We start from the raw sequence: 17,151 nt of genomic DNA, 5'->3' as shown, positions 1-17,151 counted from the left end.
CCGAACCCGGAAGCTAAGGCCACCTGCGCCGATGGTACTGCACTCGACAGGGTGTGGGAGAGTAGGACACCGCCGGAACATCCTTTCCCGAAGGCCCCCAACACTGTTGGGGGCCTTCGGCGTATCCGCGAAGCAGAAGCACCTACCGGGAACGCGGCACTGGCCAGTTGCTACGCCATTTTGGACTGCTTCAGCAAGAAGATCGGCGGCCGAACCTGCTCCACCATCGCCGGCAACGTCCTGATCGACAACGCGGTCGACATGGCGATGGCCGAACGCACCACCAGCGCAGGATTGATCGTCTATGCCGATCATGGAACGCAATTCACGTCCTGCGCGTTCGGCGAGAACCTCCGCCGACACCGGATTCTGCGTCGTTCTGATCGGGGCCCGGTCAGCCGTGGAAGTACAGGACGAATCCGCTGCTAGGAATTCTTCGGAACGGTTATCCGGGATGTGTGTCGTTGCCGACCTGGTGAGAGGAGCGGACATGCGCTCGACAGAAGGCCGTATCGAGGTTCCTGGTGGACGCGTCTGGTACCGGTCGCTGGGCGAGGGTGGGACGCCGCTGCTGTGCCTGCACGGTGGACCCGGGTTCCCGCACGACTATCTGGAGGCACTGGTACAGCTGGCCGCCGAGCGTCGGGTGATTTTTTACGATCAGCTCGGCTGTGGCAAGTCCGACCGGCCGAGCGATATCTCGCTGTGGACGGTGGACCGGTTCGTGGCGGAATTGGCGGTTGTGCGCGAGGCGCTGGGCCTGGAGCGCGTCCACCTGCTCGGTAATTCGTGGGGCGGGATGCTGGCGCTGCAGTACACGCTCGATCAGCGTCCGGCGCTGCAGAGCCTGGTGCTGATCGGTACCCCGGCAAGCATGCCTCGATGGTCGAAGGACTGTGCCGAACTACTGGAGGACGAGCCCGCTGAGGTGCGGCAGACAATTCGGCAGCACGAGGCCGGCGGGTTCACCGGATGCCCCGAGTATCAGGCCGCGACGCTGGGCTTTTATCGCAAGCACGTGTGCCGGATGCGGCCGTGGCCGCAGGGACTCGAGCGTGCGTATGCGGGGGCTGGCTACGATGTCTACCACACCATGATCGGCCCCAGCGAGTTCACCGTGACCGGCACGTTGAAGGAATGGGACGTCTCGGAGCGGCTAGGTGAGATCGGTGTGCCGACCCTGTTGATCGGCGGTCGATACGATGAATGCCGTCCGGCGCACCTCGAGGACATGCGGCGCCGCATCCCCGACTCGCGAGTGGTGACCATCGAGGACGCGTCGCATTTGTGCTTCGCCGAGCAGTGGGACGCCTTCCAAGCCGAGCTGAACCGGTTCCTCGCCGACGTGGAGAGGTAATCCGGGCCATCCGAGGACCAGTCGTTGCGTCCTGTTGTTCCAGTCCTCCAGCAGGGCGCGCGTGGATCGAAGCTGAATAGACGCTGGACGACGAACCTGCTTCTGACGTGCATGCGTTCAACTCGAGCGCGACGATCATGTCCACGGATGGCAGGAAGTCGAAGAACACGATCGCGGGCAGGTACTGCTCGTCCCGGGCGGTGGCCGATCCACCGGCGATCACGATCACCCGCACAGCCCTCGACCACGGCAAGATCACGGGAAAGGCGGCGCATCGACCTCGGTACGGCCCAGGCCGCAGGCCCAGCTTTCGGAGGCGAAGTTGTCCACGACCCGCACTACTTCCAGTGGCAGACCTACGGGCCGGACGTCCGGGGCGCGCTCAACTGGCATGCGGAGGGAATGGCTCGTTTGTATGGGAATGGGACTAGTAGCCGATAAAAATCGGGCCCGGAACTGCTGGTGCAATTCCGGGCCCGATCGTGATGTGCGCCCGAAGGGATTCGAACCCCTAACCTTCTGATCCGTAGTCAGATGCTCTATCCGTTGAGCTACGGGCGCATGGGTATTCAGTTGTTGCCCGGCGAACCGGGCTTGGCGGAGGCGAGAGGATTTGAACCTCCGGTCCCCGTGAAGGGACAACTCATTAGCAGTGAGTCCCATTCGGCCGCTCTGGCACGCCTCCTGGTAGCCCCTCTTCGAGGGCGCCGACCCTTTCGGGCCGCCGAGAAAGAAGGTTACAGCACCTGGTCGCCGGATAACAAAACGCCAGGTAGTCAGCGTAAATTGCTGTCGAACCAGTCGAAGATCCTCGTTTGTGAGTCGGTGGCGTAGCTGTCGTCGTCCTCGGAGCCGGGGTCGGGTGCGGTGGCTTCGGTGGAGTCGGCTCGGTGGCGGAGGCCGGGGTAGGTGATCACCAGGCTGGCGACGGCGGCCCGGGCGGCGGCGTCGCGCAGCTTCTCGACGTCGTCGGGCGGGGTTTCCTGGTCGTCGGCGCCGTAGAGGCCGAGCCAGGGCGCCTGGAGGTCGGGGGCGGCCTGGATGAGCGCGGCGGCTTCGTCGGTGAGGGGTTCGGCGATGCCGGCGGCGGAGACGGTGACGGCGGCGCCGACGGGGCGGTTGGTGGCGACGAGGAACGCGGCGGTGCCCGCGTGATCGAAGCCGAGGACGCCGATGCAGTCGGGGAAGACACCGCGGCCGGTCAACCAGTCGAAGCTGGCGTCGAAGTCGTCGAAGAGATCCTGGCCGAACACCTCTTTGTCGGGCGTGGCATCCGCGCGATGGAAGAGATCGGGGGCGACGACAGTCCAGCCCTCGCTCGACAGCGACTGCATGAACTCCAGCAATGCGCCGGTGAACTCTCCGGACTCGTGCAGCAGCACTATGCCGCCCCGGGAATGACCCTCCGGTTCGATCACCGTCACCGGTACCCGCGTCTGCGCGCCGGAGCGCCCTTCACCGTCCGCGTCGCCACGGAGCACGGCGACATCGCTGAACATGCCCGACATGAATCCAGGGTAGGGCGGTTGACGGATATTGGCGAGATATTGCTTTCCAGCGGTGTCGGACCGAAACTTTTCCGGTATCGGCGGGGGTCTGAGCTGTTGCTTTGCTCATGTAGGCGACAGGTTGCACCGGCGGGAAACCGCGATCGGCGGGCTGACTAGGCTGGGAGCGTGAGCGCCCGTATTCGTCCCGATCTCTCCTCGATCCCCGCCTACACCCCCGGGCGCAGCAATCCGGGCGCGGTGAAGCTGGCGAGCAACGAGACGACGCTGCCGCCGCTGCCTTCGGCGGCGAAGGCGATCGTGGAGGCGGCGGAACTCTCGCACCGCTACCCGGACAACCAGTCCGGCGCGCTGCGAGCGGCGCTGGCGGACTTCCTCGGCGTCGAGGTGGCGAACGTGGCGATCGGCTGCGGCAGCGTCGCGCTGTGTCAGGAGCTGGTGCAGATCACCTGCTCGTCGCCGCAGGACGAGGTGCTGTTCGCGTGGCGCTCGTTCGAGGCGTATCCGATCGTCACGCAGGTGGGCAATGCCACGGCCGTGCAGGTGCCGTTGACCGACACCTACACCCACGATCTGGACGCGATGGCGGCGGCGGTGACCGAACGGACGCGGCTGCTCTTCGTCTGCAACCCGAACAACCCCACCGGCACCGCCGTCGGGCGCGACGAGCTGGAGCGCTTCCTCGACGCCGTGCCCACCGACGTCCTGGTGGTGCTGGACGAGGCCTATTACGAGTACATGCGGCTCACCCCGCAGACGCACCCCGATGGCGTCGAGATCGGCCGTCACCGCCCGAACGTGGTCGTGCTGCGCACATTCTCGAAGGCCTACGGGCTGGCCGGGCTGCGCGTCGGCTACGCGGTGGGCGATGCGGAGGTCATCACCGCGCTGCTGAAGGTGCACATCCCGTTCAGCGTGAACCGGGTGGCGCAGGAGGCGGCGATCGCCTCGCTGGAAGCGCGCCACGAACTGCTCGAGCGCACCGAGGGGGTCGTCGCCGAGCGTGAGCGGATGCGGGCGGCGCTGCTGGCGGCCGGTTACGAGGTGCCGCCGAGCGAGACCAATTTCGTCTGGCTTCCGCTCGGGGCGCGCAGTCTGGAGTTCGCCGACGCCACCGCGGAGGCCGGGGTGCTGGTGCGGCCCTACGGGGTCGACGGTGTCCGGGTCACCATCGGCGATCCGCATGAGAACGAACTCTTCCTCGGCTTCGCCACCGACGCGGGCGTCGTCGCGCGCTTCACCTGAGCACAGCGCCGGTAGGTCGCTGCGAACCGGCCGTCCGATCAGCACGCGTTCGCCCGCGGGGCGCCGTCGACAGTGGTTGCCCGGACAGCCGCATACCGATCTGGACCTGAGCGATGTGGTGATCAGCTGCGGTGCAGCGCCGCACCACCTCGCAAACGCGTTCGCGGTGGCGGGCAGGGCGACCGTGGTGCCTGCCGACCGGGCTCGGCAGGGCCGTCCTTCGCGCAGGGCGACGATCGCCTGCCCGGCGCCGTCCACACTCGAGATCGGCGGACGAGCCGACACATGTCGTGCATCTGGCGTGTGGGGCCAGTTCGAAGGCCGTACACCGCGATGACGATAGCGATCGTTCGTTGCCTGGCGCGGATCAGCGCCAGGCGGGCAGGTCCGGCAGGGCGCCGCTGAGTTCGCTACCGGAGGAGCGGCCGATCAGCCAGCCGAGTAGCTGGGCCGAGGGGCCGGTGATGGTGTGGCCGGGCTCCCCGAGGCCGATGGTCGCTCGGAAGTCGGTGTCGGTGGCTTCGAGAGCGAAGGCCGGAGTCCCCGAGGGCAGCCCGGTGGTGATGTCGGCGGCGACCCGGGGGAGTTCGTCGGTGACGAAGGCCGGGTGCCAGTCGGCGGGGGTGTAGGAGGCGCCGAGGTCGACGTGGTGGATCTCGACTTCCAGCAGGCGCATCCGGGCGATTGCGGACGCGGGGACAGGGGTGCCCTGGCGGGTGCGCACGGTGGCCGACCAGGTCTCGGTGGGAGCTGTCGTGGCCAGTGCGGACCATCGCTCGACCGCGGCGGACAGGTCGAGTAGTAGCTGTTCGGCGGGGCGGGGCGCGCCTGCCTCGATATCGGCGTCGCGCAGGTACGCGCTGGGGTACTGAGCGATCTCGACGCCGGTGCGGGCCCAGATCAGCAGATTGACCAGACTGTCGGCATTGCGGGCGAGGTGGGCGACCACATGGCCTCGGGTCCAGCCGGGCAGCAGGGATGGTGCGCGTAAGTCGTCGTCGCCGAGACCGCGGACGGTGTCGAGCAGATGTGTGGTGCCCTTCGCGACCTGGTCGAGCAGGGCGTGGGGTGTATGGTCCGGTGCGGCGCTGGTCACCTCCGCGAGCTTATCGGGCGACCGGATTCACTCGGTCACCACGGCGTCGGCTTCGATCTCCACCAGCAGTGCGGGAGTGATCAAGGCACGCACCTCGTACATCGAGGCGGCCGGGCGGATCGTGCCGAACACCTCGGCGTGCGCGGCGGCGGCCTCGGCGTAGCGCCTGCTCCAGCGCGATGGCGATGCGGCGCAACGCTTCCCGGGGGCAGCGGCGGTGGTACCGCTCACGGCGACAGAATTCCCGAGCCGCACGGCTCGCGAATAGCCGACCAGGTCTTCGAATTCCGATTCCGAGGAAATATTCGTGCGCGTCATGCGGGACAGCATCGGTGGCGCCGTCGCGATCGCCAAGTCATTTCTCCGGAATGCCCGAGGCCCAGTGCGCGTCCGGGGCTCGGATGCGAGAACCGCCACGTTCACCGCACATCGACTCGGACTGCTCGCACTCCGATACCGAGTTATGTGATTCCGAGAACAACTACCCGGTGTGCACAGCCTCCTGTCAGGTTCACAGGCCAGGCTGATGGGTGAACCGATAGAGGAGGACTTTTTCGATGTTCGAATTCCTGCCTGCCCTCGCGGGCTTCGTTGTCATCGCGGCTGTGGTCGTGTCCCGCTACCTCGATCGGAGCGCGCCGCGGGCGGTGGTTCGAGTGCGCTCGCGGCGCTGAGATCCGCCAGCGCGGACTCCACCCTGTCGGCGGCCGTGGCGGCGTCCTCGTGTTCCCAGATACGCACCACCTGCCAGCCCGCCGCGCGCAGCGTCTCGTCGGTCGCGCGGTCGCGGGCCACATTGCCCGCCAGTTTCTCGGCCCACCATTGCGCGTTGTTCTTCGGGTCGGTGGCGTGCTGCGGGCAGCGGTGCCAGAAGCAGCCGTCCACGTAGACGGCCACCTTGCGGCGCGGGAAGATCACGTCGGCGCGACGGCGCTGCCCGCGGATCGGGGCGCGGTCGACGAAATAGCGCAGGCCGCGCCGATGCAGTTCGCGGCGCAGCGCCAGTTCCGGGCCGGTGCCGGTGCGCCGCTGGCGTGACATGCGCGCACTGGTCGCGGCGTCGGTGAGCGGGCGCGGGCCGGTCATGCCGCCCAGCCGCCCATCCGGTCGAGATGCCCGGACACGTCGTCGAGGAATCCTTCGGGGAACCGCAGGCTGCCCATGCTCGCCCGGCGCAGGAATCCGGCGGTGGCGCGGGCCGAGAGCAGCCGCGAATCGGTGAGGAAGTTCTTCAGGTCCTCGTACGGCTCCTGCACCGGCCACGTCGACACGGGCACCCGATAGGCCCGGCCCGCGTGCCCCCAGGCGGCGATCGGCCAGGGTTTCCCGGGCCCGAGCGGCTCGTCGTGTGGGACCGGATCGCTCGGGCAGGCCAGCCGCTGCCCGACCCAGTCGGCCATGCGCACGCTGACCGCGTTGCCGACCAGCTTCCAGCGGTGCCCCGGCCGGATGCCGGGGGCGTTCAGCGCGGGCGCGGTCCAGTCGGGGTCGAAGCCCTGCAGCCGTTCACCGTCCACGATGCCCGGCGTGACGATCTCCCCGGCGGGCAGCCGCACGGCGGGCGGGCTGGCGATGCCCAGCGCCGAGCCGCCCTTCAAGGTGGGCACGGCATTGACCGCCCAGCCCAGCCCGCGCACCCCTTCGGTCCAGTAGAACCCGCACGGATCGCTGTCCGGGTCGCCGACGACCGCCTCGCCCGCGTCTTCGCCGAACAGGACGGGGCGGGGGTCCTCGGTGCGGGAGGCCAGCATCAGTACCCGCCTGCGCCGCTGCGGCAGGCCGAACGCGCGTGCGTCCACCACACGGTAGGCCCAGGTGTAGCCGAGGTCCTCGAGGGCGGTGGTGATGTGACGCATGGCCGCGCCGCGCCCGAGTTGCAGCATGAACGGCACGTTCTCGATCAACAGCCAGCGCGGGCCGCGTTTGCGGCGCACCAGCCGGAACACCTCGTCGACCAGGCCCGACCGCTGACCGGTGATGCCCGCGGTACGACCGGCTTGGGACAGGTCCTGGCAGGGGAAACCCGCGGCGACCAGTTCGGTGCCCGCCGGGATGGCACGCAGCGCGGTGACGTCGGTGTGCAGTTCGGTGCCGGGAAAGTGGGCGGCGAGCACGGCCAGCGCGCCGGGTTCGATCTCACACAGCAGCTCGGAGGTCCAGCCGTGCGCCGACAGGCCGAGTTCCAGCCCGCCGATCCCGGCGAACAATCCCACCATTCGCCCGCCCGTCACCGGTCACCTTTCTGCGCTCCCACGACGGGCGCCGACACGTTCGCACCCGGTGCTGTCCGACAACGTTACTCGAGTCACGGGCCGACCACGGTAGCGGTTCGTGTCATGTGAGACGTGGCCCCCGGCCGATCGTCGCTTACGGTAGATGAGTGACCAACTCAGCCTCTGGCCCCGACAGCGAACCGGTGGCACCCCGGTGGCCGGCGATTCTCACGTGGCGTTCGCACGACGCGAGACGGATCGAGTCGGTACGCGTGACGCTGAACGGCAACCGCATCCGGGCCGCCGGCCGGATGATCGGTGGCGAATGCGCCGACCATCCCGCGTTCAGCGCCTCCTACGACCTGGTCACCGACGAGAACGGCCGGACCAAGCGGCTGTCGCTGCGTTCCACGACCGCTTCGGGCGAGCGCCAGGCTTCCATCGCGCGTGACGAGGAGAACTACTGGCTCGTGGACGCGGGCGGCACGCATGTGCGCTCGACCTTCGGCGGCGCCCTCGATGTCGACGTGGTGCTCAGCCCGTTCTTCAACACCCTCCCGATCCGCCGCTACGGCCTGCAGCACGCGGTCGACGAGGTGGTGGTCCCGGTCGTGTACGTGCGGCTGCCGGACCTGCTGGTACAGGAGGCCTCGCTGACCTACAGCAGCGGGGCGGACGGGATCGGCGTGCTCTCGCCGGTGTCGAGCGCGACCGTCAGCGTCGACACCGACGGTTTCCTGCTCGACTACCCGGGGCTGGCCGAACGCATCTGACACCAGCCACACGGCCGGGCCCGCGCGGTCAGTCCAGCGCGGTGATCACCCCGCCGCGCGCACCGGCGTCGCGCAGCCGGGCGAGCCAATCGTGGTCGCCCGGCCGCACATCGGTGATCTCCCAGCGGGCGGCCGTGCGGTAAGCGGTGTGCCCGTCGTGCCCGGCGGTGACCAGATCGGTCAGCGAGGCGTCGGCGCGCAGACTGTCGCGGGCCGCGCCGAGCACCGTGAGCGTCTCCTCCAGGACCTCGAGCAATGCGTCCGCGTTCGGTTCACAGATCGCCCGCACCAGATCCGGCGCGGTCCCCGCGACTCGGGTGCCGTCGCGGAACGAGCCCGCCGCCAGGCCGAGCGCGAGCGGTCCCCCCGCCGCGCCCGCGACCGCGAGGGCCTCGGCGAGCACGTGCGGCAGGTGCGAGATCCGCGCGACCGCGCGATCGTGCTCGGCGGCGACGACCGGCACCACCACCGAACCGCAGGCCAGCGCCAGGCGCACCACTCGTGTCCACGCTTCGACCTTGGTACCCTCGTCGACTCCGACCGCCCACACGGCGCCCCGGAACAGCTCCGGATCGGTTGCCGCCCAGCCGGATTCCGCGGTGCCCGCCATCGGGTGCCCGCCCACGTAGCGTTCGGCCAGACCGTGCTTCGAGACCGCATGGGCCACCGGGCCTTTGACACTGACCACATCGGTCAGCAGGCAGCGCGGCGCGTAGGTGGCGACCATGGACAGGATGTGGTCGACCGCGGGCATCGGCACCGCGAGCACGACCAGAGCGTCGGTCTCGGCGACCCGGCGCAGCACGTGGGGCAGATCGGCGACGACGTCGAAGCCGTCGGCCCGCGCGGCTCGCGCGCCCGCCTCCGAGCGGTTGTAGGCGAAAGCCTCATATCCGGCCGTGTGGGCGGCGCGCAGGACAGAACCGCCGATCAAACCCGTCCCGAGCACACACACCGGTGCGTTGTGGTCGCCAGTCATCCGAACAGATTGGCATACGAGTTCAACATTTGACCTCGAGCCGACTACCGTTGCGCGCATGGCAGCACAGCGCTCGGGCACGAACAGCGCGACGTCGGAAGATTACGACGACGTCGAGGGGTTCGCAGTGGCCGTGGTCCGCGAGGAAGGCAAGTGGCGGTGTAGTCCGTTGAGCAGTGCGGCGCTGACGGATCTGGCGATCGCGGAGACCGAACTCAAGGCTTTGCGCAGCTCCGGCGCGGTGTTCGGGCTGCTGGACGTCGACGATGAATTCTTCGTGGTGCTGCGTCCCGGACCGAGCGGCACCCGGCTGCTGGTCTCCGACGCCACCGCCGCGATCGATTACGACATCGCCGCCGACGTGCTCGAGGCCCTCAATATCGAGGTGCCCGACATCGACCCGGACGAGCTCGACGACATCGAGCCGTGGGAAGAGGGCGATCTCGGCGTGCTCGCCGACCTCGGCCTGCCCGAACCGGTCCTGTCGGTCATCCTCGCCGAGACCGATCTGTATCCCGACGAACAACTCGGCATGATCGCCCAGCGCCTCGGCTTCGCCGACGAACTGTCCGCGGTGCTGGACAAGCTGCCGAGGTGACGGTGCGGTCATGACCGCACCGGGTACCGGCCCTCTGGGCGCCAATCCGTTGAGCACCGACATCGCGATGATGCGCGTCGCCATCGAAGCGGCGGCGGCCGCCGACCCACGTGACGTGCCGGTCGGCGCTGTCGTGTTCGACGCCGACGGCCGGGAACTGGCCCGCGCGGCCAACGCCAGGGAAGCGCTCGGCGACCCCACCGCGCACGCCGAGGTGCTGGCCCTGCGCCGCGCCGCCCAGGTACACGGCGACGGCTGGCGGCTGGAGAACGCCACCCTGGCGGTCACTCTGGAACCGTGCACCATGTGCGCGGGCGCGCTGGTCCTGGCCCGCGTCGGCCGCCTGGTCTTCGGCGCCTGGGAACCCAAGACCGGTGCCGTCGGCTCCCTGTGGGATGTGGTCCGCGACCGCCGCCTCAACCACCGCCCGGAGGTCCGCGGCGGCGTGTTGGAACCTGAATGCGCCGCGTTGCTCGACACCTTCTTCCGCGCCCAACGCTGACAATGCCCTGACCAGCCGATTTAGTGATCCGGCCCGGGTGGCTGTATTGTTTTCGGCGGTGGCGTGTCCGAGCGGCCTAAGGAGCACGCCTCGAAAGCGTGTGAGGGGTAACCCCCCTCCGAGGGTTCAAATCCCTCCGCCACCGCCAAAGCCTCTCACCTGTTTACGCAGGTGAGAGGCTTTTTTCATGCCGTGGCCGCGTCGTCCTCGTCGGTTTTGGGCACAGAATGGGCACACTTGAAATGCAGAGCCTCGGCCACGGCGTCGAGATCGGTGTCGAACAGGTCGGCGTAGACCCGCAGTGTCACCGATGGATCGGCGTGGCCGAGCATCCTCGCCAGGGCAAGCACGTTCACCCCGGCGCTGATCGCCAGGCTTGCGCACGTGTGGCGTAGGTCGTGCGGCGTGATCGGCTGGACCTTTGACCGCTTCACCGCCCCGGCGAACCACCCGCCGCTCGACTTCGGGCGCGGCAGGTACACCGAGCCGTCGCCGAATACCAGATCGGCCGACGCCCGGTCGGCGCACTGGGCCGCCAGTTCGGTGAGCACGAACTCAGGCACGGGCACCGATCGTTCCTTGCGGCTCTTGGTCTGGCCGAGCGCATGGTCTACGCCCAGCTGCACGGCGTTCTCAGCCACGGACAGGCGGCGCCGTAGGAACTGGACATCCCTGACCCGCAGCGCGACCGCTTCACCCCACCGCAGGCCGGTATAGGCCAGCGTGAGCACGAGTGCCCGATGCTGCCCGGACTCGGCGGCAAGACGAGCCACGTCGTCGGCGGTGAGATAGACCCGGCGCTTGCCCGTCTTGCGCGGAAGGTTCTCGACACCGCGGGCAGGATTCACCCGCAGGCGCCGCGCCTTCATGGCGTCGTCGAGGATGCCCGCGAGCACCCCATAGGCGCGGATCACCGTGGTTGCGCCGCTACCCGAGCGGCTCATATCGCCTATCCAGGTCTCGACCTCACCGAGGTCGATATCGGCGACCGGCCGGTGAGCCCATCGCGGCGCGACGTGCACACGCCAGGCCGAATCGAGAGTCCGAAAGTTCGACGGCGCTACCTGAGATTCCTTGCGTTGCAACCAATTCGGCGCGAGTTCGCCCACGGTGATCCGGCCGAGCGATGGCGCGATGTAATCGCCGGTGAGCTTCTTGACCTCCACCGTGGCGGCGAATTGCTCGGCGTCGATCTTGCGCCGGAACCCGCGCTTCTTGGTCTGCTTGCCGTCTGGCTTGCGATAGCGGACTTGGTACCGCTTCCCGGCGTTCGTCTCGTAGGGCTCAATCGTCGCCATCGGACGGCCCGTACTCCGTAGCTGTTGCCTCCTTGGTTGCTTCGCGGCGCTGTGCCCGTTGCTGCTTTGCGGCCACGCGCGGCACTGCCACCGGGTGCGGATTGACTTCGCCCGCGGCCTGGCGCCGCGCGGCCTCGGCGTACTCGATCGGATTCGAGTGCTTCACGAACCGGAGCATGGAGAGCGGGTCGCGGCTCATGCCCGGCAGTGGGTCGAGTCCGAGTGCCCAGTTCCAGATGCGCTGCTGCGGGTAGACCTCGCCCCCAGGCGAAACCTCCGAATTCTCGTGCGGTAGCAGAAGCGCCAGTGGAGACACCTGGAGGGCGAGAGCAAGCGCCACTAGGTCGTCAACGTCGACCCTTCGCGCGCCACGCTCTATTTCGCTGATCGCGTTGTGCGACAGCGGCTGGCCGGTAGGTGTCAGCAGATCCGCAAGCGCTCGCAGAGTAAGCCCTTGATCTGCGCGTAGGCGCACCAGGTTCTCACGTACTGCGTGCCCGATCGGGCCGATCTCAACTCGTCTTGTCGCCATGATGCAGAGATTACACGCCTTCTTGCTGAATTGAGAGCGGTCGTGTATGAGTGAATCTGTACGCAAAACTCGTACAAGAATCTGCAAGATGATTACAGGAGTGAAGGTGGACGAACGAAGGAATCTCGCAACCGACGCCGAGTTCTGCGAGTACGCGGGTCTCACGCGGGGGCAGAGTGCCCAGCTCCGCTACACCGGCCGCGGTCCGAAGTTCATCAAGGTGACCGGGCGCCAGGTCCGTTACCGCTGGGGGGACATCGAGGCGTGGATCGAGGCCCGCAGTATGCAGCGCACCGACGACCGGCCGGTCGTCGCGTGACGGCAGATCAGCACGAAAACGGCCCGGGAGCGGGTGCGACCGCTCACCGGGCCAGCCAGATCACATCTACTCGAGGAGACCTGACAATGACCCACGATACCCACCACGACGCGCACTCCCATAGCGCCGAGCACGTCACCGAACTGAGCTTGGCGCAGGCCCGGGCCGCGCACACCGCCCGCTGCGCGCCGTTCTGCGACAGCAAGGAGCTTCACGCCGTCGACCCGACCGCCGCAGACGGCAATTGCCGTTCGCGGGAGCTTTCCACCGCGCTGAACGTCACGCCGTGGGTGGCGGGCTACCCCGTCATCGCGGATGTGGATGCGTTCCGGGACGGCATCACCGGCGCTTCGGTTGTGGAACTCACGTTGCGCTCCACGGGCTGCTACGACGGCGCCGAGGTCCGGCTGACCGCCGACGAGGCGCGCCGGATCGCGCGGCATCTGCTCACCGTCGCCGACCTCACCGAGGGGTGAGCGTGCCCGCCGATCCGCTCAACCTCAGCGCCTGACGAATGAGTGAGCCGCCCCGGTGCCGATACCGGGGCGGCTCAGAAAGGAATGGTCACGCGATGACCGAGACTCGACACCAGGATACGGCGCACGCCGATCTGGTGCTCCGCTGTGCGTGGCTGCGCGAGCACGCGAACCGATTCGACACGTTCGCCGAGGCGAACTTGCTTGCCTGCCAACTGCGCGACTTCGCCGACTTGCTCGAGGTTGCCGAGCGCGAAGGGTGGTTCGCGTGAGCGTCACTGCCTATGACCGCTTGGTGTCGGCGCTGCACGCGGCCGGGTGCACGGTGGTCGACAAGGGCGACCACGGTTCGGCATCGACCCCGGGACATAGCGGGTCGGACCGAGGGACCACGTTCCGCCGCTTCGAGGGTGGTGTGGCGATGTTCTGTCACAACGCCGACACCGACGAGGTACGCGAGTCCCTGGGGCTGTCCAAGGCGGACCTGTTCGACTCCCCGCGCACCACCTACACCTACCCGGACGGCCGGATCGTCACCCGTTCGTATCCGAAGGGGGAGCGGAAGTTCAGCCAGAGTGGCAACAAGGGCGGGACCGCGCTGTTCGGCTCGGACATGCTGCCCGCCGACACCACGACGACCGTCTACGTAGTCGAAGGAGAGAAGGACGTCCTTGCCGCGAGAGCCGTTGGCGTAGCGGCAGTCACGCAGAACGGGGGTGCGGCCAACCCTCCGAGTAAGGCCGATTGGTCACCGCTGTCGGGGCGCCCCGTGGTCGTCGTCGCCGACAAGGACGGCCCCGGCCGCGGCCGAGCCGATAAGACCGTTCAGCATCTTCGCCGGATCGCTGCCAGCGTGACGCTGGCAGAGGTGAAGGACGGCAAAGACCTGGCCGACCACATCGCGGCCGGGCATGGTCTCGCCGATCTGGTGGTGATCGGCCAAGCGGCACCGCCGCGCCGGTTGAAGATCACCCGTGGATCCGAAGTGCAGACCAAGCGTGTTCGGTGGGTCGATCAGGACTGGATTCCCGCGGGCTCGCTGGTGCTGCTGGCCGGGCGTGAGGGGCTGGGCAAGTCGACCATCGCGGCGAGCAAGTGCGCGCAGATCACGCGCGGAACGCTGGAGGGGGAGTGGTACGGCACGCCCCGGAACGTGATCTACCTGCACACCGAGGACGCGCGAGACTTCACCGTCGTGCCGCGCCTACGTGCGGCCGGTGCCGATCTGGACCGGGTGCTGTTCATCGACGTGGTGAGCGAGTATTCCGAGACCGGCGCCCTGGTGCTGCCCGACGACATCGGCGAACTCGAGCGCGTCGTGGTCGCCGAGGATGTCGCGTTCATCGTGCTGGACGCGGCCACCAGCGCCATGTCCAGCGACTTGTCCGGCAAGGACGACCGCCAGGTTCGCCAGTTCCTCGAGCCGCTGTCGCAGATGGCCGCCCGGCGCGATTGCGTGGTGCTGGGGCTGTGCCACTTCGGCAAACGCGACGGCGCCGACACCGGAAAGCTCATCCTTGGCTCTATCGCGTGGTCTCAGGTCGCGCGGTCGGTGCTGTCGGTCGCCAAGGACGAGGACAGCGGCAATCTCATCGTCACCAACACCAAGGCCAACCTTGCCCCGCGTACGCGGTCGATGGAGGCCGTGATCGAGTCCACCACCGTCGCCACCGACGACGGCGCGGCCGATGTCGGTGTGCTGTGCTGGCTCGGCGAAACCACGGTGGACGCGCGCGACCTACTCGGCGGCGACGACGGTGACCAAGCGCAGGACCGCAGCGAGGCCGAACAGTGGCTGTTCGACTACCTCACCGAGCAGGGGTCGGCGCCCGCGCGTGAGGTCAAGGCCGACGCCAAGAAGGCGGGCATTGCCGAGCGCACGTTGAAGCGGGCCGCGCAGAAACTCGGCGTGGTCTACACCAGCGCCGGATACCCGCGAGTCTCGCACTGGTCGCTGCCCGCACAGTCGGGCCACGACGACAGCGCCGGGCCAGCCGGGCCTATGCGTGGCCCAACTGGCCCAACTGGCCCAACTGGATCTGACCAGGGCAAACGGAACGGGCCAGTTGGCCCAACTGCACAGTCGGGCCAGTTGGGCCACCGGGCCGTGCATGGCCCCACTGTGGCCCAGTCGCCCGCTCCGCTGTACTCCGTGGACCCTCCGGGGAAAGTCTCGGAAGATCCGTGCCCCGAGTGCGGATTTCCGCTCGGACCGTTGGCGGCTGCCGATGGCGTGCACGCCGATTGCGCGGCAAGGAGGGCGGCAGGGTAGGGGGGTGGAAATCTCCGGCAAGGAGGGCAGGGGACAGCGCCGCGGTAACTCCGTTTTTTTCCGCTCAGAATTTCGAGGTCAGGGGGGGCTCATGGAAGTAAGGAGGACTCAGTGAGTCCGTTGGACAACCAGATTCGCCCGATCGACCATGCACGCGCGGCCCGCGTCGTGCTCGGTCTGCTCGACGGCAAGCCGGACATGCTGAACCGGTCGCTGTCGGACGCCAACGCCGAGAACGCGGTTCATCTGCTGATCGGCGCACTCGCCGGTGGTCTCGGCGAATTGCTCGTTCAGACGGTCGGCGCAGAGAACGCGCGGGCGACCATGCACCGGGCGATAGTCGAGGCGCAGGCCAACGGGGACCGCGCCGAGTAAGATGAAGTCCGTCCACCTCCTGGGCGTGTGCGGCGAGTGACAACCCGTCCGCCACCCGGGCCCGGTCTGATCATCCGGGCGCCGGTGCTGGCCAGCGGTACGGCTCGCCGTCCCCAGAAGGGTGGAAAGACTTGGAGTTGTGGCCATCGGTACACGGGTCCGTCCCCGGGGTTACGTCGTAGCGCTCGGAGTTGACCAGCCCAATCCGCCCGCCCGCCGAGCGAATTCGACTGACGCTCTCCGCTGCGCCCCGGTATGCCCGGCGCCCGCGGACATCTCCGAAGGGAACACCCCGCCATGATGACCAAGACCAAGCTCGCCGACCTGCAGAAGGCTGCACAAGAACAGGTCGAGTCGGCCCGCGAAATCGCCGAGCGCGCACAGAAGGCAGGCCGGGACATGACCGGCGACGAACAAAGGACATTCGACGAGGCCATGACCAAGGGCCGCGGTCTGCTCGACCAGATCAAGGCCGGTAAGCGCGACCTCGACATCATCGAGGCGGCCCGCGGTCTCGCCTCCGATGTCGGCCAGGCCAACGGCCCCGGCGACCCGAACGGCAAGCACCTGAGCCTGACCGGAACCGCGGTCAAGGCGATGGCCCGGCAGATCGCCGACCGGATGGCCCCGGCCAACAGCACCGGCCGCAAGGCACTGCTGCCCGCGGGCTCGACCGTCACCGATGTGCCGATGGTCGCGGAATCGCCGATCGCGCTGGGCCGCCCGGCCTTGTCGCTGCTGGACGCGCTCACCCTGCGGTCGCAACTGCCGAAGTACAAGTACCTGCGCCAGAACACCCGCACCAACAACGCGGCCCCGGTCGCGCAGGGTGCGACCAAGCCCACGTCGGTGCTCGGCCTCGCCGAGGTCGACGCGGAACTCCGCGTGATCGCGCACATGTCCGAGCCGATCCCCAAGTACTGGCTCGAGGACTCCGGCGCGCTGGAACTGTTCGTTGCCGACGAACTGTTGTTCGGTCTGCGCCAGGCCATCGAGGCCCAGGTGATCGCGGGCGACGGCACCGGCGAGAACATGACCGGGCTGGTGAATGTGTCCGGCGCCCAGACTCAGGCGTTCGCAACCGATCTGCTCACCACGACCCGCAGCGCCGTGACCAAGCTGGAAACCGCGGGCCACACCGCGGGGCTGTTCGTGCTCTCCCCGGCCGACTGGGAAGCGCTCGAACTTGCCCGCACCGACACCGCGGGACAGCTCGAACTGGGCGGCCCGGTCGACCGCGCTGCCCGGAAACTGTGGGGTGTGCCGGTCGCCGTGGCGCTCGGTCTGCCCGCGACGACCGGGCTGCTGCTCGATCTGTCGGCGGTCGCTCTGTCCACCGACACGGCCGGAATCGAGACGAAGTGGTCGGAGAACGTCAGCGACGACTTCTCCAAGAACCAGCTCCGCGCCCGCGTCGAAGGCCGGTTCGAGCTCGACGTGTTCCAGCCGCTCGGCATCGCCGAGATCGCCACGGCGGCGGCGTAGCGCGCACCGGGTCGCAGCGAACGACTTCCTTGGCTGCGACCCGGGTCGCTTCCATGCCGTCTACGCGGCGGCCCGGTCAGCTGTAGTCGGATGGCCAGAAGATCATCAGCAGTACGACCGCGA

Annotated in this window: 19 protein-coding genes, 3 tRNA genes and 1 pseudogene; 13 read left to right on the top strand and 10 right to left on the bottom strand. The window is 68.2% G+C overall.

The window, feature by feature from the left end:
• Together IU449_RS28245 and IU449_RS28240 are read left to right on the top strand one after the other, a co-directional pair.
• Nucleotides 1-429: pseudogene (locus IU449_RS28245) on the top strand (hypothetical protein); the annotation flags it as partial.
• 61 nt (nucleotides 430-490) lie between these two features.
• Nucleotides 491-1,357: a proline iminopeptidase-family hydrolase gene (locus IU449_RS28240; RefSeq protein WP_195005222.1), complete on the top strand. Its 867-nt coding sequence runs from the start codon at nucleotides 491-493 to the stop codon at nucleotides 1,355-1,357.
• A 488-nt stretch (nucleotides 1,358-1,845) separates the two neighbouring features.
• On the opposite strand, the gene IU449_RS28235 is transcribed toward IU449_RS28240, so the two are convergent.
• The 3 genes from IU449_RS28235 to IU449_RS28225 all read right to left on the bottom strand — a co-directional run bounded on the left by IU449_RS28235 (nucleotide 1,846) and on the right by IU449_RS28225 (nucleotide 2,865).
• Nucleotides 1,846-1,918, bottom strand: a tRNA-Arg gene (locus tag IU449_RS28235).
• Nucleotides 1,919-1,952: 34 nt separating this feature from the next.
• Nucleotides 1,953-2,042: transfer RNA gene (locus IU449_RS28230), tRNA-Ser, on the bottom strand.
• 91 nt (nucleotides 2,043-2,133) lie between these two features.
• On the bottom strand, nucleotides 2,134-2,865 hold the full coding sequence (locus IU449_RS28225) for a dienelactone hydrolase family protein (RefSeq protein ID WP_195005221.1): 732 nt from the start codon (nucleotides 2,863-2,865) through the stop codon (nucleotides 2,134-2,136).
• A gap of 168 nt (nucleotides 2,866-3,033) precedes the next feature.
• On the opposite strand from IU449_RS28225, the gene hisC reads away from it, so the two are divergent.
• Nucleotides 3,034-4,110 (top strand): histidinol-phosphate transaminase, encoded by a 1,077-nt coding sequence (hisC, locus tag IU449_RS28220; protein WP_195005220.1) that lies wholly within the window; start codon nucleotides 3,034-3,036, stop codon nucleotides 4,108-4,110.
• A gap of 367 nt (nucleotides 4,111-4,477) precedes the next feature.
• Here hisC and IU449_RS28215 read toward each other — a convergent pair whose 3' ends face one another.
• The 4 genes from IU449_RS28215 to IU449_RS28200 all read right to left on the bottom strand — a co-directional run bounded on the left by IU449_RS28215 (nucleotide 4,478) and on the right by IU449_RS28200 (nucleotide 7,422).
• A complete protein-coding gene (locus IU449_RS28215) occupies nucleotides 4,478-5,206 on the bottom strand; it encodes a maleylpyruvate isomerase family mycothiol-dependent enzyme (RefSeq protein ID WP_195005219.1) in 729 nt (242 codons plus the stop codon).
• 27 nt (nucleotides 5,207-5,233) lie between these two features.
• The gene (locus IU449_RS28210) at nucleotides 5,234-5,524 is read right to left on the bottom strand and encodes a RidA family protein (protein WP_195005218.1); all 291 of its coding nucleotides are present in this window, start codon (nucleotides 5,522-5,524) and stop codon (nucleotides 5,234-5,236) included.
• Nucleotides 5,525-5,800: 276 nt separating this feature from the next.
• Entirely contained in the window at nucleotides 5,801-6,292 is a 492-nt protein-coding gene (locus IU449_RS28205) for a very short patch repair endonuclease (RefSeq protein WP_195005217.1), read from the bottom strand.
• Complete coding sequence (locus tag IU449_RS28200; RefSeq protein WP_195005228.1) at nucleotides 6,289-7,422, bottom strand: DNA cytosine methyltransferase; 1,134 nt, start codon at nucleotides 7,420-7,422, stop codon at nucleotides 6,289-6,291. The genes IU449_RS28205 and IU449_RS28200 overlap by 4 nt, the downstream gene beginning before the upstream one ends.
• Before the next feature lie 200 nt (nucleotides 7,423-7,622).
• On the opposite strand from IU449_RS28200, the gene IU449_RS28195 reads away from it, so the two are divergent.
• Complete coding sequence (locus tag IU449_RS28195; protein WP_195005227.1) at nucleotides 7,623-8,192, top strand: putative glycolipid-binding domain-containing protein; 570 nt, start codon at nucleotides 7,623-7,625, stop codon at nucleotides 8,190-8,192.
• A gap of 28 nt (nucleotides 8,193-8,220) precedes the next feature.
• Here IU449_RS28195 and IU449_RS28190 read toward each other — a convergent pair whose 3' ends face one another.
• Nucleotides 8,221-9,171 carry a prephenate dehydrogenase gene (locus IU449_RS28190; protein WP_195005216.1) on the bottom strand — a complete coding sequence of 317 codons (951 nt, stop codon included), beginning with the start codon at nucleotides 9,169-9,171 and terminating at the stop codon, nucleotides 8,221-8,223.
• Nucleotides 9,172-9,229: 58 nt separating this feature from the next.
• Here IU449_RS28190 and IU449_RS28185 point away from each other — a divergent pair, with 58 nt between their 5' ends.
• The 3 genes from IU449_RS28185 (at nucleotide 9,230) to IU449_RS28175 (ending at nucleotide 10,419) form a co-directional block, all read left to right on the top strand.
• Entirely contained in the window at nucleotides 9,230-9,769 is a 540-nt protein-coding gene (locus IU449_RS28185; RefSeq protein WP_195005215.1) for a tRNA adenosine deaminase-associated protein, read from the top strand.
• A 10-nt stretch (nucleotides 9,770-9,779) separates the two neighbouring features.
• Nucleotides 9,780-10,271 carry a nucleoside deaminase gene (locus tag IU449_RS28180; RefSeq protein WP_228805850.1) on the top strand — a complete coding sequence of 164 codons (492 nt, stop codon included), beginning with the start codon at nucleotides 9,780-9,782 and terminating at the stop codon, nucleotides 10,269-10,271.
• A 57-nt stretch (nucleotides 10,272-10,328) separates the two neighbouring features.
• Nucleotides 10,329-10,419, top strand: a tRNA-Ser gene (locus tag IU449_RS28175).
• A 37-nt stretch (nucleotides 10,420-10,456) separates the two neighbouring features.
• On the opposite strand, the gene IU449_RS28170 is transcribed toward IU449_RS28175, so the two are convergent.
• Both IU449_RS28170 and IU449_RS28165 read right to left on the bottom strand, forming a co-directional pair.
• Entirely contained in the window at nucleotides 10,457-11,569 is a 1,113-nt protein-coding gene (locus IU449_RS28170) for a site-specific integrase (RefSeq protein WP_195005214.1), read from the bottom strand.
• Nucleotides 11,556-12,101, bottom strand: a complete 546-nt coding sequence (locus IU449_RS28165; RefSeq protein ID WP_195005213.1) for a helix-turn-helix domain-containing protein — start codon at nucleotides 12,099-12,101, stop codon at nucleotides 11,556-11,558. Before IU449_RS28165 ends, IU449_RS28170 begins: the two co-directional genes overlap by 14 nt.
• 106 nt (nucleotides 12,102-12,207) lie before the next feature.
• Here IU449_RS28165 and IU449_RS28160 point away from each other — a divergent pair, with 106 nt between their 5' ends.
• From IU449_RS28160 to IU449_RS28135, 6 genes are all read left to right on the top strand, one after another.
• Nucleotides 12,208-12,420 (top strand): helix-turn-helix transcriptional regulator, encoded by a 213-nt coding sequence (locus IU449_RS28160; RefSeq protein ID WP_228805849.1) that lies wholly within the window; start codon nucleotides 12,208-12,210, stop codon nucleotides 12,418-12,420.
• An 86-nt stretch (nucleotides 12,421-12,506) separates the two neighbouring features.
• Entirely contained in the window at nucleotides 12,507-12,896 is a 390-nt protein-coding gene (locus IU449_RS28155) for a hypothetical protein (RefSeq protein WP_195005211.1), read from the top strand.
• A gap of 95 nt (nucleotides 12,897-12,991) precedes the next feature.
• A complete protein-coding gene (locus IU449_RS28150; protein WP_195005210.1) occupies nucleotides 12,992-13,168 on the top strand; it encodes a hypothetical protein in 177 nt (58 codons plus the stop codon).
• Nucleotides 13,165-15,168: an AAA family ATPase gene (locus IU449_RS28145; RefSeq protein WP_324188463.1), complete on the top strand. Its 2,004-nt coding sequence runs from the start codon at nucleotides 13,165-13,167 to the stop codon at nucleotides 15,166-15,168. The genes IU449_RS28150 and IU449_RS28145 overlap by 4 nt, the downstream gene beginning before the upstream one ends.
• A 111-nt stretch (nucleotides 15,169-15,279) precedes the next feature.
• On the top strand, nucleotides 15,280-15,543 hold the full coding sequence (locus IU449_RS28140) for a hypothetical protein (protein ID WP_195005209.1): 264 nt from the start codon (nucleotides 15,280-15,282) through the stop codon (nucleotides 15,541-15,543).
• Nucleotides 15,544-15,840: 297 nt separating this feature from the next.
• The gene (locus IU449_RS28135) at nucleotides 15,841-17,028 is read left to right on the top strand and encodes a phage major capsid protein (protein WP_195005208.1); all 1,188 of its coding nucleotides are present in this window, start codon (nucleotides 15,841-15,843) and stop codon (nucleotides 17,026-17,028) included.
• Nucleotides 17,029-17,151: the final 123 nt, after the last annotated feature.

It is taken from the genome of Nocardia higoensis, from assembly GCF_015477835.1.
Classification (GTDB): Bacteria; Actinomycetota; Actinomycetes; order Mycobacteriales; family Mycobacteriaceae; genus Nocardia; species Nocardia higoensis_A.
This window is presented reverse-complemented; position numbering and strand designations above follow the sequence as displayed.